General features: G+C 34.1%; 21 protein-coding genes. 10 read left to right on the forward strand and 11 right to left on the reverse strand.

The window, feature by feature from the left end; genetic code table 11:
• Positions 1–3: 3 nt before the first annotated feature.
• Together LUA86_RS11445 and pfkA are read right to left on the reverse strand one after the other, a co-directional pair.
• On the reverse strand, positions 4–846 hold the full coding sequence (locus LUA86_RS11445; protein ID WP_231462133.1) for a hypothetical protein: 843 nt from the start codon (positions 844–846) through the stop codon (positions 4–6).
• Between the two features lie 5 nt (positions 847–851).
• On the reverse strand, positions 852–1,838 hold the full coding sequence (gene pfkA, locus LUA86_RS11450; RefSeq protein ID WP_231462145.1) for a 6-phosphofructokinase: 987 nt from the start codon (positions 1,836–1,838) through the stop codon (positions 852–854).
• A 110-nt stretch (positions 1,839–1,948) separates the two neighbouring features.
• Between pfkA and LUA86_RS11455 the strand changes: the two genes are divergently transcribed.
• Complete coding sequence (locus tag LUA86_RS11455) at positions 1,949–2,638, forward strand: NUDIX domain-containing protein (RefSeq protein WP_231462152.1); 690 nt, start codon at positions 1,949–1,951, stop codon at positions 2,636–2,638.
• A gap of 278 nt (positions 2,639–2,916) precedes the next feature.
• Here LUA86_RS11455 and LUA86_RS11460 read toward each other — a convergent pair whose 3' ends face one another.
• A complete protein-coding gene (locus LUA86_RS11460) occupies positions 2,917–3,777 on the reverse strand; it encodes a BadF/BadG/BcrA/BcrD ATPase family protein (protein WP_231462159.1) in 861 nt (286 codons plus the stop codon).
• Between the two features lie 219 nt (positions 3,778–3,996).
• Here LUA86_RS11460 and LUA86_RS11465 point away from each other — a divergent pair, with 219 nt between their 5' ends.
• The 4 genes from LUA86_RS11465 to LUA86_RS11480 are packed head-to-tail and all read left to right on the forward strand — an operon-like array spanning position 3,997 to position 7,638.
• On the forward strand, positions 3,997–5,022 hold the full coding sequence (locus tag LUA86_RS11465; RefSeq protein ID WP_231462161.1) for a low specificity L-threonine aldolase: 1,026 nt from the start codon (positions 3,997–3,999) through the stop codon (positions 5,020–5,022).
• A gap of 38 nt (positions 5,023–5,060) precedes the next feature.
• On the forward strand, positions 5,061–6,575 hold the full coding sequence (gene accC, locus LUA86_RS11470; protein ID WP_231462169.1) for an acetyl-CoA carboxylase biotin carboxylase subunit: 1,515 nt from the start codon (positions 5,061–5,063) through the stop codon (positions 6,573–6,575).
• 9 nt (positions 6,576–6,584) lie between these two features.
• Entirely contained in the window at positions 6,585–7,172 is a 588-nt protein-coding gene (locus LUA86_RS11475; RefSeq protein WP_231462171.1) for a riboflavin synthase, read from the forward strand.
• A 4-nt stretch (positions 7,173–7,176) separates the two neighbouring features.
• Positions 7,177–7,638 (forward strand): DUF4268 domain-containing protein, encoded by a 462-nt coding sequence (locus tag LUA86_RS11480; protein ID WP_231462172.1) that lies wholly within the window; start codon positions 7,177–7,179, stop codon positions 7,636–7,638.
• On the opposite strand, the gene LUA86_RS11485 is transcribed toward LUA86_RS11480, so the two are convergent.
• Positions 7,639–8,787, reverse strand: coding sequence for a lipopolysaccharide assembly protein LapB (locus LUA86_RS11485; RefSeq protein WP_231462173.1), 1,149 nt, complete (start codon positions 8,785–8,787; stop codon positions 7,639–7,641).
• Positions 8,788–8,912: 125 nt separating this feature from the next.
• On the opposite strand from LUA86_RS11485, the gene LUA86_RS11490 reads away from it, so the two are divergent.
• The 3 genes from LUA86_RS11490 (at position 8,913) to LUA86_RS11500 (ending at position 10,177) form a co-directional block, all read left to right on the forward strand.
• Entirely contained in the window at positions 8,913–9,209 is a 297-nt protein-coding gene (locus tag LUA86_RS11490; RefSeq protein WP_231462175.1) for a hypothetical protein, read from the forward strand.
• 26 nt (positions 9,210–9,235) lie between these two features.
• Complete coding sequence (locus LUA86_RS11495) at positions 9,236–9,826, forward strand: porin family protein (RefSeq protein WP_231462199.1); 591 nt, start codon at positions 9,236–9,238, stop codon at positions 9,824–9,826.
• A gap of 75 nt (positions 9,827–9,901) precedes the next feature.
• Positions 9,902–10,177, forward strand: coding sequence for a hypothetical protein (locus tag LUA86_RS11500; RefSeq protein WP_231462201.1), 276 nt, complete (start codon positions 9,902–9,904; stop codon positions 10,175–10,177).
• Between the two features lie 30 nt (positions 10,178–10,207).
• Here the strand turns inward: LUA86_RS11500 and LUA86_RS11505 are convergent, their stop codons facing one another.
• The 5 genes from LUA86_RS11505 to LUA86_RS19350 all read right to left on the reverse strand — a co-directional run bounded on the left by LUA86_RS11505 (position 10,208) and on the right by LUA86_RS19350 (position 12,407).
• Positions 10,208–11,158, reverse strand: coding sequence for a YihY/virulence factor BrkB family protein (locus tag LUA86_RS11505; protein ID WP_231462203.1), 951 nt, complete (start codon positions 11,156–11,158; stop codon positions 10,208–10,210).
• A gap of 68 nt (positions 11,159–11,226) precedes the next feature.
• A complete protein-coding gene (locus tag LUA86_RS11510; protein ID WP_231462205.1) occupies positions 11,227–11,625 on the reverse strand; it encodes an META domain-containing protein in 399 nt (132 codons plus the stop codon).
• Positions 11,626–11,728: 103 nt separating this feature from the next.
• Positions 11,729–11,899 (reverse strand): hypothetical protein, encoded by a 171-nt coding sequence (locus LUA86_RS11515; RefSeq protein ID WP_231462214.1) that lies wholly within the window; start codon positions 11,897–11,899, stop codon positions 11,729–11,731.
• 86 nt (positions 11,900–11,985) lie between these two features.
• Positions 11,986–12,243, reverse strand: coding sequence for a VOC family protein (locus LUA86_RS11520; protein WP_231462216.1), 258 nt, complete (start codon positions 12,241–12,243; stop codon positions 11,986–11,988).
• A gap of 74 nt (positions 12,244–12,317) precedes the next feature.
• Positions 12,318–12,407 carry a VOC family protein gene (locus LUA86_RS19350; RefSeq protein WP_370634363.1) on the reverse strand — a complete coding sequence of 30 codons (90 nt, stop codon included), beginning with the start codon at positions 12,405–12,407 and terminating at the stop codon, positions 12,318–12,320.
• A 265-nt stretch (positions 12,408–12,672) separates the two neighbouring features.
• Here LUA86_RS19350 and LUA86_RS11525 point away from each other — a divergent pair, with 265 nt between their 5' ends.
• Positions 12,673–13,452, forward strand: coding sequence for a hypothetical protein (locus LUA86_RS11525; protein ID WP_231462218.1), 780 nt, complete (start codon positions 12,673–12,675; stop codon positions 13,450–13,452).
• A 49-nt stretch (positions 13,453–13,501) separates the two neighbouring features.
• On the opposite strand, the gene LUA86_RS11530 is transcribed toward LUA86_RS11525, so the two are convergent.
• Both LUA86_RS11530 and LUA86_RS11535 read right to left on the reverse strand, forming a co-directional pair.
• Positions 13,502–13,915 (reverse strand): DUF1801 domain-containing protein, encoded by a 414-nt coding sequence (locus LUA86_RS11530; protein ID WP_231462224.1) that lies wholly within the window; start codon positions 13,913–13,915, stop codon positions 13,502–13,504.
• 100 nt (positions 13,916–14,015) lie between these two features.
• Positions 14,016–14,363, reverse strand: a complete 348-nt coding sequence (locus LUA86_RS11535) for a hypothetical protein (RefSeq protein ID WP_231462230.1) — start codon at positions 14,361–14,363, stop codon at positions 14,016–14,018.
• Positions 14,364–14,588: 225 nt separating this feature from the next.
• Between LUA86_RS11535 and LUA86_RS11540 the strand changes: the two genes are divergently transcribed.
• Entirely contained in the window at positions 14,589–14,942 is a 354-nt protein-coding gene (locus LUA86_RS11540) for a single-stranded DNA-binding protein (protein ID WP_231462233.1), read from the forward strand.
• The last annotated feature ends 32 nt before the right edge of the window (positions 14,943–14,974 follow it).

Raw genomic sequence — 14,974 nt, forward strand, 5'->3', positions numbered from 1 at the left:
TTGTTAATTAGTGTAATGTTTTAATAAATTTAGTATTGGTTCTTTTATAATGGTTTTGATAGTTAAATCGTATTTATCGGCTGTGTGTCTTAACCTATCTTCAAATTCTGCTGCAACCGTTCCAACAAAATGTAAATCTTCTTTAGGATATTTTTCCTTTATTGGTAAGATGTATGTTTGGAAATGTTTTTCAAAACCTTCATCAACCATTTTTATTATATGTCCGTGTTTGTTATTCTGTACAAAAAAATCGAGAAACGAACTTAAAAATATATTTGCCTGTGGCTTATTGTAAATCCTTTCAAGTATCTGACTTTTATCTAAATTATAAGTTCTGATAAACTTAGTTTCAAGTTCTTTAGGTAATTTGTTGTTCAGGAAACTTCTTAGAAGCATTTTACCTAAATAATTTGCAGAACCTTCATCGCCTAAAACATAACCAAGGCCAAAATTATTAACATGGGGATTTTTTCCATCAAAGTAAGCGGTGTTAGCGCCACTACCTAACATACTAACAATACCCGATTTATTATAGCAAACTGCCTTCGCAGCGCCAAATAAATCATTTTCTACCACAACCTTACTATATCTAAAGAAAGATGACAAAGTTTCTGCAAGTTCATCTTTTCTATCCATAGATGATGCACCTGCAGCAAAGAAATATATCTTTTTAATATTTTCAGCATTATTAACAAGTACAATCTTTTTGTTTAAAATTTGGAGGATTGTTTTCTTGTCAACAAAACATGGATTTATACCTGTAGTATTGCAGTGCGCCACAACTTCTCCATTTTGAGTTAATTTCCAAAATGCTGTTCTCGAACCACTATAAACAACTGCTATCATTTTTATTATATGGATAAAACTTCCGTCATTTCCATTAAATCGTTTTCAAGTTTATATGAATGAGCGCTAAGCGCCTCATCAATGCTTGTTAATTTTATTGAATTACCATTTAAGCCAACCATTTTTGCGCTTTCTCCGGCAATTAGTGCATTAACCGCTGCGTAGCCCAATCTACTACCCAAAATACGGTCGAAACTATTTGGGCTTCCACCTCTTTGAAGGTGACCTAAAATCGTAACCTTGGTATCATAGTGGTCAAATGTTTCTTTAACACGCTTTGCAATATCATAAGCGCCACCTTGTTTGTGTCCTTCGGCTACAATAACAATACTCGATGATTTTTTAGTTGCGGCTCCCAATGCTAATTTCTGAATAAGGTCTTCAACGCTGGTTTCTACTTCCGGTAATAAAACGGCTTCGGCACCACTTGCTATAGAGCTTCTTAAAGCAATACAACCAGAATCCCTACCCATTACTTCGATAAAGAACAATCTATCGTGGGCATCGGCAGTATCTCTGATTTTATCAATTGCTTCTACAACTGTGTTTATTGCGGTATCGTAACCTAAAGTAAAATCAGAGCCACTTAAATCATTATCAATTGTGCCCGGAATGCCAATTACTTTAACGCCAAATTTTTCGCCGAAACGTTTAGCGCCGGTAAAGGTTCCATCGCCACCAATAACAACTAAAGCGTCGATATCGTTAGCTTTTAAATTATCGAATGCAATCTGCTGACCTTCGTCTGTCTTAAACTCTAAACATCTTGCTGTTTTAAGAATGGTTCCGCCTAAATGTAAAATATTACTTACAGAGCGTGCATCCATTGGTTTAATGTTGTTATTTATTAAACCTTGATAGCCTTGCATAACACCAAACATGTTAATGCCATGGTAAATTCCTGTACGTACAACCGCTCTAATTGCAGCATTCATACCTGGAGCATCACCTCCAGATGTAAGTACGGCTATGTTTTTAATATTTGGTTTCATCTTCGTGTTACGAATATAGTGTGTATTTTCTACACTAAGTAATTTATTTTATTTTTTTTACTTAATATTGAAAGTCATACCTTTAACGCTTAAATTAACTAAATTTTACCTTGGAACAAATTTTACCTCATTTAGATTCCGTTTTTTCCATCGACTGTGTGCTGTTTGGATTCGATGGAAAGGAATTAAAAATCTTACTCATCGAAAGGAATGAAGAACCTTTTAAAGATTGGTGGGCGCTGCCAGGAAATATTGTTGGTCCTGATGAAAGTTTAGATCAATCTGCTTCTCGAATTTTATACGAATTAACAGGTTTGCGTGGCATATACATGGAACAATACTATGCTTTCGGCGATCCTGGTAGACACCCGCAGGGAAGGGTTATCACCTTAGCTTATTATGCGCTGATACGTTTAGGAGGTGATAAAGATTTACGCCCGGTAAGTAATTACGCAAAACAGGCTAATTGGTTGCCAATTACGGCCTTACCAAAATTGGCTTTCGACCATCAGAAGATATACGATAAGGGCTTAGAGAAAATAAAACGAAGAATTAAGCACCAGCCAATTGCTTTTGAATTGCTTCCAGAGAAATTCACACTCACTCAATTACAGCATGTTTATGAGCTAGTGCTTGGCAAAAAACTGGATAAGAGAAATTTTAGAAAGAAGATTGTAAGTTTCGGTGTATTGAAAGAACTTGATGAAAAACAAAAAGGCGTTTCTTACAGAGCTGCTACATTATACCGATTTGATAAACGTAAATACGCTAAACTTTTCGGTAAGGAAATATCTTTTTAAGTGGAAAGTGGAAAGTGGAAAGTGAAAAGTGAAAAGTGAAAAGTAGAAAGTAAAAAGTTGGAAGTCGAAAGTGTTGATCTAATAGATTATTAGCAAAAAAGGTTCAGTTTGAAATTTCAAACTGAACCTTTTTTATTTTGGTAGAACTTAAACTTTGTACTCTAAATCTTAAACTCTATACTTTGTACTCTATACTTTGTACTCTAAACTTTATACTCTAAACTTTGTACTCTAAGCTTTGTACTCTAAACTTTGTACTTTCCCCTTTAAACTCTAAACTAAGCCTTTGGAGCAAGTTCTAAATGATAGTGAACTAAATCATCTATCGGAGAACGGATAATTTTACCAACGCCCATTTCGTAGCGGTCGGCAACAATGCTCAAAATATCTCGGAAACTATACCCTACAGAGCCTACACAGTTTAATTTATGGTCTTTGTAGTTAGGGTAATGAATTACTAAAGCCTCGAAAAATGCCGTGAAAGCATAGTCGATGGTCTTATAAGTATAGTCTTCATAACTATCTTTAAAATCGTATAAAAATTTACTAAAACTTGCACAAAAACGGTTTGGCAATGGCTTGTTGTAAATATTATCAAAAATATCTTCGTTTGTTAAAGCATAATTATCATAAAAAGCTTCTCTCAAACCTTTTGGCATGTAGCCTTTCATGTAATCGCTTAAAATTCTTTTACCAATGTAAGAACCGCTTCCTTCATCGCCTAAGAAATAACCTAAAGAATCGATGTTTAAGGTGATGTCATTTCCATCGTAAAGGCAAGAATTTGTTCCTGTGCCTAAAATTGCAGCAAAACCCGGCTCGTTTCCAAGTAAAGCCCTGCAAGACGCAAGTAAATCGTGGCCAACAAATATTTCTGCATTTGTAAAAACTTGTTGCATAGCATCGGCAACAATTTTTTTGTTAGCCGGTGTAGAGCAACCAGCTCCATAGTAATATACCGCGGTTAATTTTTCTCTTTCTAAGTGGTCCGGAAGAGATTCTCTTAATGATTTTACAATATATTCTCCTTTTGAAAAATATGGATTGTAACCTTCGGTATTAAAGTAAATTTTTCTGCCGGCCTCGTTAATCAAGCACCAATTTGTTTTGGTTGATCCACCGTCTGCAATTACTATCATTTTATTTATTTTTGGTTTTAGCACGATAAAAGTATAAAAAGTCTTATATTTTGTATCTTTTTTTTTAATAATTTTTTAACAATTTATTGTTGTTTAAATTTAAGTGTGTAAAAAATACACTATAGATGCCGTTTAATTGCATTAAAACCTTAAAATTATACCCGAAAAGGCATTGGTCTTTTTTAAGTTGAAATAAATATTTTACAAATTTTTAGCATAATGACTAATAAAATTATCGATTTCAGGAGTGATACCGTTACAAAACCAACAGCCGGAATGTTAGAAGCCATGATGCAGGCAAAAGTTGGCGATGATGTTTTTGGTGAAGATGAAACTGTACACCATTTGGAAACAAAACTTGCTGCAATGTTTAACATGGAAGCTGGTTTGTTTTGTCCATCCGGAACAATGACCAATCAAATTGCCATTAAATGTTTTACTCAGCCCATGGATGAGGTAATTTGCGACCAAACAGCACACGTATATCGTTATGAAATTGGTGGTATTGCATTTCATTCGGCTGCATCTGTAAGGTTATTGAATGGAACACGAGGTATTTTAACGCCCGAGCTGATTGAGCCAGAAATTAATGAAGATAATATTCACTATCCAAACTCATCCTTATTGGTGCTCGAAAATACAGTAAATAAAGGTGGTGGAAGCTGTTACAACCTTAATCAGATAGCACCAATTCATCACTTATGTAATATTAAGGGTTTAAAACTGCATTTAGATGGCGCCAGAATATTTAATGCGCTAACCGCTACCGGCGATAAAGCGCATGATTATGGCAAATATTTTGACGGCATATCGGTTTGTTTATCAAAGGGTTTGGGTGCTCCTGTTGGTTCAGTTTTGTTAGCGAGTAAAGAAACCACTAAAAAAGCCCGAAAAATTAGAAAAGCTTTTGGCGGTGGTATGAGGCAAGCTGGGTTTTTAGCCGCAGCAGGCATATATGCTTTAGATAATCATGTTGAACGATTAAAAGACGACCATAAACATGCCAAAGATTTAGCCGCTGCATTAGCCCGAACACCATACGTAAAATCGATAATGCCGGTTGAAACCAATATTGTAATTTTTGAAGTTGAAAACGGAACGGCAGCTAAAGTTGTAGAGCAATTTAAAAATAAGGGTTTGCTATGTGCTACAACCAGCAACAGTACCATCAGGTTTGTAACGCATTTGGATATTAGCCCCGAAATGGTTGATAGAGCAATCGAAATTATATTACATTTGTTTTAAAGCAAATTGTATTTTAAGCTGTATTTATTACTAACCAAATGCCAGATAAACAATTAAATTTTCGTCAGATTTCTAAATTACTTGTTGCAAACCGTGGAGAGATTGCGCTCCGGATTATGCGGTCGGCAAGAGAAATGGGTATTAAAACGGTTGCTGTTTTTTCGGAAGTTGATAGAAATGCCCTGCATGTTCGTTATGCTGATGAAGCCATTTGCATTGGTCCGGCGCCCTCTAATCAAAGTTATCTTTTAGGTGAAAATATCATCAATGCCTGTAAGAAAACAGGTGCTGAGGCTATTCATCCAGGTTACGGCTTTCTCTCGGAAAATGCAGGTTTTGCGCAAATGGTTGCCGATGCAGGTTTAATTTTAGTTGGTCCATCGCCACAGGCAATGGAAACAATGGGCAATAAACTATCAGCAAAAGCCGCAGCTTTAAAGTACAATATCCCGATGGTTCCCGGAACGGAAGAGGCTATAAAAAATGTAAATGAAGCTAAAGAACGAGCTGTTGAAGTTGGATTTCCTATTTTGATAAAAGCGGCTGCAGGTGGCGGTGGAAAGGGAATGCGGATTGTAGAAAAGGTAGAGGATTTTGAAGAGCAGATGAAACTTGCGGTGAGCGAGGCGACTTCTGCTTTTGGCGACGGTTCTGTTTTTATCGAGCGTTACGTTACTTCACCAAGGCATATCGAAATTCAGGTTTTGGGCGATAATTATGGCAATATTGTTCATTTGTTTGAACGCGAATGTTCGGTTCAGCGTCGCCATCAAAAAGTTGTTGAAGAAGCACCATCATCGGTGTTAACACCAGAAATTAGAGCGCTTATGGGCAAGTGTGCAGTTGATGTTGCCCGTTCTGTAAATTACACCGGAGCAGGCACTGTTGAATTTATTCTAGATGAGAATCTCGATTTTTTCTTCCTGGAAATGAACACCCGCTTACAAGTTGAACATCCGGTTACGGAATTAATTTCAGGAATAGATTTAGTTAAAGAGCAAATAAAAGTTGCCCGGGGCGAAGCTTTATCTTTTGCCCAGGAAGACTTAAAAATTAACGGACACGCCGTAGAATTAAGAGTTTATGCCGAAGACCCGAACAATAATTTCCTGCCGGATATTGGTACACTGGAAACTTATAAAATTCCTAAAGGAAACGGTGTAAGGGTTGATGATGGCTTTGAACAGGGTATGAAAATCCCGATTTATTACGACCCAATGATTGCAAAACTCATCACCTTTGGTAAAGATAGGGAAGAGGCAATTAACAGAATGGTTAGGGCAATTGAAGAATATGAGATTACCGGGATAGAAACCACGCTTGGTTTTGGTAAATTTGTAATGCAGCACGAAGCGTTTAAATCAGGGAAATTCGACACTCACTTTGTTGGCAAATATTTTAATGCCGATAGCTTAAAAAGTCAGGATGAAACCGAAGCATTAATTGCGGCTTTAATTGCAACAAAACTTTTCAATCAGAAAGATGGAAATTTAACAAATTCATCAGCAGTTAAAAATTCATCAGATTGGAGAAAAAACAGATTAAAATACTAATCCCTTACCATGTTTACCGGAATTATAGAAACCCTTGGCGAAATAAAAGCCATTAAAAAAGCGCATACAAATATCCATTTTACCATTGCATCGGCAATTAGCCACGAATTAAAAATAGACCAAAGTGTGGCCCACAATGGTGTTTGCCTTACAGTTGTGGCATTAAGTAATGATACGCATACCGTAACGGCGATTGATGAAACCTTGAGTAAAACCAGTTTAGGTAGTTTAAAAGTTGGCAGTAAAGTAAATTTGGAGCGTTGCATGCAAATGAATGGCAGGTTGGATGGCCATATTGTTCAGGGGCATGTAGACCAAACTGCAACTTGCATAAAAAGAGAAACGTTGGATGGAAGCTGGGAATACAGGTTTAAGTACGATGCAGCGAGTGGCAATGTTACTGTAGAAAAAGGTTCTGTTTGTGTTAATGGCATCAGCCTAACTGTTGTAAATTCGCAAAGCGATGAATTTTCTGTTTTTATTATTCCATATACATTTGAGCACACCAATTTGCACGAAGTTGAGGTTGGAGATACCGTAAATTTAGAATTTGATATTATTGGTAAATATGTTGCCCGCTTGATAGGTAATAAATAATTGTATGTACAGTAAGGAAGAGGCGGCACGTTTACGTCAGCAATTTTGGATAAGTTTTGGCCAGTACATGAAACCTGTTCCATCTGCCGGTGGCTCTACAGTACATTGGATAAATTACAAAACCGGCGTAAAAAATATATTTTTTAAAATGGATGCCGATAATAAGAAAGCAAGTATTTCAATCCAACTTACCCATTCAGATATTGGAATAAGGCATTTAATCTTTAATCAGTTTGAAGAATTTAAAGCAATGTTTACCAATACCGTGAATGAAGAGTGGGAATGGATACAAGATTATACAGATGAATACGGTAAAACCATAAGCCAAATTATAATTACCCTTAAAGGCATTAGCATTTTTAACAAAAGCCAATGGCCAGATTTGATATCATTCTTTAAACCAAGAATAGTAGCACTTGATGAATTTTGGGATAATGTTAAGCCGGTTTTTGAAGATTTAAACTAACTACTTTTTCAAAATTTCCATCCTTTTATTTATAAATTCGAAAACAGATTTATTGCCTTCGGTATTTGGCAATACCTTTAAAACTTGTGCATAGGTATTTATCGCATTTGTTTTCTGGTTTAACTTCATATCATAAATCTGCGCTAAAATATAAAGCATACTACCTTCGTTATCAAAAAATGCACCCTTTCTATATGCTGCAGCAGCGCTTTCAAACTTTTCGATTTGCTCATAGCTTTCACCTAATTTGGTATAGTACAATAATGTTTTCTTCGAAATTCCTGCATTAATGGCTTTGGTAAAGTATACAGCAGCATTGTTGTAATCTTTTAATCCTCTGTAGCAAAGCGCCATATTGTAATAAAGTCCTTCATTACTATCTTCATCAGCTAGTTTACTCACTTTTTTAAAGCAATCCAGCCCTTTCTGAAATTCTTTTTTCATGTAATAAACTTTACCCAAATTATTCATTACGAACGATGAGCTGTCGCCTAGTGCAAGCAATTTTTGTCCGGTGGCTAAGGCTTCATCAAGTTGCGATTGCGACAGCGCAATAGGTAATTTTATTTTAAGCAATTGTATATTAGTCGAATCTACTTTGAGTGCAGGTGCTAATATGGTCTTTGCCATAGAAAATAGATTTGATTTCATGTAAAGCTCGGCCAAATCAAAAACTACATCTGCATCTGTTGGGTTTAGTTTATTGGCCTTTCTCAGGTAATTAATCTTTTTCACACTCAAAGGTTCAGTTTGCAGGTTTGCAAGTTGTTTATATGCCGAAAAGCTATTACTATCAATTTTAATAATTTGCTCGTATAGTGTGTTTGCCTTATTATTATTTCCTCTTTTGGCTACGATACTTGCCAGATTAAATAATATTGATAAATTTTCTGGCTGTAACTGATTTGCTTTGGCGTAAAATTTCTCTGCATCGGCTGTTTTATCGGCCATCATATAGCAATAACCAATTTGACTAAGCGCTTTTAAATCTTTAGTATCATCACCGTAAATTTTACTCAGATAATCTGCTGCTTCACTATATTTTTGCAACTGGTATAACTCAAAAAGCTTTTCCTTATCAAAGGCTTGATTTTGCGCAGAAACTGATATTGATAAAGCGAATAGTAGAAGGATAATTAACTTTTTCATATGGCTGGAATTTTAAACTAAAGTATTAGTTGTTTCTTATAATTCCAAACTTTTATCCTTAAAAAAAACAAAAAACGCACAAGTTGGTTTATTATCTACTAATTAATCATTTAAAACAAAAACTTATGAATACTTTAGAAAAATTTGAATTAATGGAAAAGATAGTGCGTGAGTTAGAGGATGTGCAGAACTCACAACAGGCGCTTATTCAAAAAATTGCTAAAATTGAGGTTGATAATATCGAATTAAGTGATAGCAGACTGGAAAAAGATTTACCAGATATTCATCAGAATTTAGCAGATAACTTAGATACCATTTCAGGTATTTTGGATTACTTTGCAGATAAAACACAGAACTTTGGAAATAAAAATAATGTTGAAGCTTTAAAAGAGCAACAAGCGATTAATGATGCTATCAACTAATTTATAACTTAATTATCCCTATTGTTATGAAGACCATTTATTTAACTCTGGCCTGCGCATTAGCAGGATTTTTTGCCAATGCGCAAGTTTTACCATCATTTCAACTTGGTGTAAAGGCGGGCGCAAATTTTTCAAAATTTGATCCTGAAAACACGTTTAGTAGTACTAACAGAACCGGCTTTTATGGTGGTTTGTGGGCGAGGGTTGGAGCGGGTGGTCTTCATTTTCAACCAGAATTATATATTTCTGGCAAAAAAACAAATTTGGTAAGTGATGCTACGGGCGAAGTTAACGAAGTTCGTTTTACCAGCTTAGATGTTCCTTTACTAATTGGAACAAAATTTGGCGCTGCGGGCGTGGGTATAAGAATAAATACAGGACCTGCTTTTTCTTTAATCCTTGATGAAAATCAAAGCTTTGGGCAGGCAGCAGGAAATGTTTTTAAAGCAAACTTTAAAGACCAGGCAATTGCATGGCAATTTGGTGCGGGTTTAGACATTAAAAAACTTAGTTTAGATGCTCGTTACGAACTTGGTTTATCTAAAATAAATAAGGCAGGTTACCCGGATACCAAACTTAACTTATTTACAATCGGTGTTGGATACCGAATTTTGTAATTATTTTACATAAACTTAAAACCAATTTAACATCGTGTGGTTTTAGTAATAACCTAACCTTGTAAATATATCGCCATGAATTTAAAGGAACTATTACTAAAAGGCCAAAGTTTCATTTCGCTTTTAAATGAATTTAGGATTGATGTTAATGATTTGATTATTAAAGATGAAAATAACATCTTTAAAAGTCAGGTAAACAGAAATACTGAAATTGTTAAAGAGTCGGTTTGGATGGAAGGCAGAAGCAAAGATGGATTGGTAAATCTATTCGGAACATTACATTATAACTTACTTAATAAGCTTGCCGTGTTTGAAATGGAAGGATATGAAAAAATTCCTGCGGTGGGATAAATAATCTAAAAAAAGTAAAAAAGGACAGAATTAAACTTCTGTCCTTTTTTTGTGCTCAATCATTTGGTTTTCTACTTCGGTTAGTTCATAAGCAAATGCACCATTTTTAGGGATAATTGGTGTTTCCCTGCCAACACTTAAGGCTTTTATAAACGATGCTCCGAAATAGAATATTAGCGATGAGTAAAATACAAACAGCATAATTACAATTATAGAACCTGCAGAACCATAAATATTGCTGATATTACTTAGCGGAAGCAAAATGCGTAAAATATATTTTCCTGCTGTAAACAGGCATCCGGTTAATAATCCACCAGAAATTGCGGCTCGCCAGGTTGGGCGACCATTAGTTAAAAATCTAAACAGAATTGTAAACCATGCGGTAACAATAATTACAAATACAATTTGGTTAATTATAGATGTTGCAATCAGTTCAAATGATGGAGAATTGGTTTTAAGGTAGGAACCTATAACCGCCTGAATACTGTCGGCCAGTAAACCTATAAAAAATAAAATACCAGCCAAGAGTATAATGGTTACCGATATAGCCCTGGATTTTAAGGTATTAACAATGCCTTTTTTACTGCTCATGCCAATACTCCAGATTTGTTCTAAAGAATTTTTTATTACGTTAAATAGGGTAGTAGCCACAAAAAAGAAAAATACAAAACTTAATAAAGTGATATACCATTCCTGGTCTATGCCGCGGATGTTTCTTAATGTAAGTCTGATTTGCTTAATACTATTCTCATCTAAAATATTAGCCAGACGGTCAAAAATGTTTGCAACAAGTGTTCTTCTATCGGTAAACATACCGAAAAGCCTAATTAAAATAATTAATATGGGTGGTAATGCAAAATTAGTAAAAAATGCGGTTGCGCCAGCTAAGCGCAAAGGATCGTTTTCCTGAAATACGTTAAATGCCTTTCTCAAAGTAGAGAAAAAGAACTTTAAATCTTCTTTAATTTTTGCTATCGGCATTTAAGAGGCTTGGAACAGAAAGCCCGAAAATACTAAAAATTTCTATCGGGCTTTTTGAAATATGAATATTAATTTACTTTGGTAAAAACCAACAGCGTTTTTTCATCTTTTAGTAGTTCAAGCTTATTATCAACGATTTTTATATTATTGGTTTCGTTTAAGGCATTTAAATAAGCCCTTTCTGATGAATCAGTGTCCTGGCAGAACATTTTTGTACTAAAGAGATTCTTTAAAGAAACCTTATCTTCATTGATTTCTGCCTTGCCACCATAACTATTACAAAAAGATTTTCCGCTCACCTTTAGGCTATCTCCAAATATTAAAGACGCTGTACCACTTTCAGGCAATGTAATTCCGGTTATGCTCGTCAATTCCCAGTTTGTATTTTTTAAGGTATCAGGATTAACTTTTTCTAAACATGAACTAAAAAAGCATAAAGCAATCCCGAGGATAAGTAGGTTTTTCATAATTGATAATTTTTAAAACTTTCACAAAAACCAAACCAAAGCAAATATTACATAAACTTTGGTCAGCTTTAAATTAGGATTAATTGTGGGCAGTTGTTTTTTATTAATCAATATTATCTGTTAAATAACCTTTTTCAAATTCTACCAAATCAAGTTTAAGAAATGATTTTAAATGTTGAGATTTTAAATTTTTATTGAAAGTTTCTTCGTTCTTAAAACATTCCCATAAAACTATCACACTTGGGTCTTCTTTTAGTCTTTTAATCTCGAACAAAATATTTCCACTTTCTAAAAGAGTTAAATCCTTTAATTTTTTTAGTTCTGAAATTGTAAACTCTATTCTTGTTGTATCCTTTATTTTTAAATTCTGGTAGAGTAGAAGTAAGGCTCAGATTTTTTTGATTCAATTAAATCCCAGAGATTACCATATAAATCTGCAAAAACTGCCACTTTACCATATTCTTCAATACTTGGTTCCCTTATAATTATGACACCATTATTAACCAACTTTTGATAATCTATTTCAAAGTTATCAGTGCTCAAAAATAGAAATACCCTACCACCAGTTTGATTGCCAATTCTGCTTTTTTGTTCTTCGGTTATGCCTTTTGCTAACAATATTGAACTTCCACTGTCACCTTTTGGTTTAATTAGAACCCAACGTTTTGTATCAGATAGACGCGTATCTTCAATTAATCAAAATCTAATTTTTGAGTATAAAATTCAATTGCTTCATCATAATCATTTACCACAATGGCAACGTGTTGCAAATTTTGTTTCATTTATTTTTTGATGTAAAATGCAAAAATATGATATATCTGTTTTCAAAAAGTTTTTTAATCATGACAATCAAATTTTTTGTCATTAAATAAATACCTAAAAATGAATGTTTAATCGTTACATAAACCTTAAATAATTGCTTACAAACCATGTTATCTTTTATTTATGTATTTTTTAATTAGAGCACTTTTTTACGTAATACTTTAACCATCACTATTGATTTGGGAAATAAAGATTATAAATTAGTAAAAAAAAGACATCTGTTTTATGAAAGTAACTTACTTATTCGTACTAATCTCAATTTGCTTTTTCTCTTGTAGTGAATCGAAGCTGGAAAAAACAATAGTTGCAAATAATTTTACCGGAGAAGAGAATTTCAATACTACTCCTAAAAGCAAAAAAGATATTTTAACTTTTAAAAAGGTTGATTCATCTAATGTAAATGCAATTACCTACAATGTTAAATACAAAGACACTGTAATTTCAGTTAAAAACGACCCAAAACCAGTTGCAAGTATTTTTTTACAACCCAGATTTTTAAATACTCAGAAAACTGCGGCAATTGTTCAGGTTGCGGATAGTTCAGGTTTAGTTTCTCCCTTTTACATAATCTCGCTACATAACGGGCAACCAGAAGTTACCAAACTCGATCGCCCATCAAATGGCGCAATGGATAGTAAAATAACGAAGGGTTTGGAAGAGTTAACGCTGAGTATTTTTTTACTTAATAACGATTACGTAGTAACGATAATAAATGGTAGAGTTTATCAGCTGAAAAGACAAAATGATGCGGAGCGCATACAAGGTCGTTTCATTTTATATTCGCCTGATAAAACCACATTTGTATTTGCCACAAAAACTTCTCTTTATCAAACGAATTATAAAACTGGCGAATCTGTAGATCTAAAGGCTTCAAGCGATTTGCTTGCTCCAGAGAATATGGCGAATTTCAATAATAATTTCACCTGGTATAAAAACGCAAAAGGAACATCATTTTTAAAAGTGAGCGATCCAGACAGAGTTGTGGAGCTGAGTGAATTTAAATAAAAGAATATTAAGAGAATATAATTGGGTCGAGTTTATATACTTGACCTTTTTATTGCTCAACTGTTTGAAGCCAATTTTCTATTGCTTTTTGAAGTTTTGTAGCCTTAGATAAAACATCATCTAAATCTTTAAAATTTATTATCCTTCTACCATCTTTATAATTCCCTTCTAATAAATCCAAACTTTCAGTTATCCTATCGCCCGTTGGCAAAACAAGCATAATTCGTTGTTTATTTAGGTTTAATACTGCAATATCTCTTTTGTATTCTTTCGCATCGAAGTCTTTAATTTTACCGGTATAGTAAAAACTTGGGCTATTCCACTTAATATGTTCTGCAATTTCTTTATCTGTAGATAAAATCAACTTTCTAATGGCCTGAATAATTTCTGCCACGTTTGGTTCAAGTTTATCTATATATGCAGAAACTTGCTCGGTTGGTGATGGTTTAATGCTTTGCTCCATGAATTCCTAAATACTATGCTAATGTATTCTTAAAATTTAATTCTTATTGCTGATAAGCAAAAAAGTTATTATCCAGGCAAGAAATGCGGTGTGGCAAAACCTATTCCTTTTTTACAATTAAAATGTCAAGTTCTCCAATAGCAAGGTAACCAAACTCATAACAGAAAATATAAGTGTTTCCATTATGTGTAAGGTGTATTGAAGTATGGTAATTAAAATTAAATCCCGCACTTATTAACTTGTTTCGGGTTATTTTAGCTTTTCCATCCGGATTAAATTTCGATAGGATTGAGCGATTTCTTTTCAAAATCAAATTTACTGCTTTAACAATCGCGTTATCTTCAGCTTTTAGGTGGTTATTATAGTTATTGCGACATAAGTCGTCACAAAATTTTTTATCGGCACGACCCTTAACCGGGTTACCGCAATCGAGGCATAAACGGTCCATAATTTTTCTAAAGTTAATTATGGGATGACGGCATAAAATTAATAAAATATATAAGGTACAAAAAATAAATCCTTTTAAATCAGTGTCATAGCCGATTTTAAACGTTTATAAACGACTATAAATGTTTAATACCCGAGTAAGCCTTTCGGTTATATGCAACTTTGTTCTGTCGGTAGTGAATTGCACTATTGGTCTTTAATTATCAAGAAACTAAATATTTATATTATGGATGCGATTACAAACAAAGTAGAATTAAGTGGATTTGCAGGTGCAGATGCAGAAATTAAAAATTTATCTGGTACACTAAAATTAGCAAAGGTACAACTGGCTGTTAATGATTCTTACAAAACTTCTGGTGGACAGGAGGTTAAGAAAACACAATGGTTTACGCTAACTTTTTGGGGCGCCAAAGCAGAATTAGCTGCAGAAAAGGTAAAAAAGGGTACACATTTAAGTATTGAAGGACGTTTGCTCAATAATTTTTACGAAGCAAAAGATGGAAGCAAGCGTTACTCAATAGAAATTGTTGTAAATGAAATTTATCTTAAAGAAAACGAAACTACAAACCAAACAAACTAAATAAATCGTCTATCCTATCAGCTCTACATCCC

Source organism: Pedobacter sp. Leaf132 (genome assembly GCF_920984695.1).
Lineage (GTDB): Bacteria > Bacteroidota > Bacteroidia > Sphingobacteriales > Sphingobacteriaceae > Pedobacter.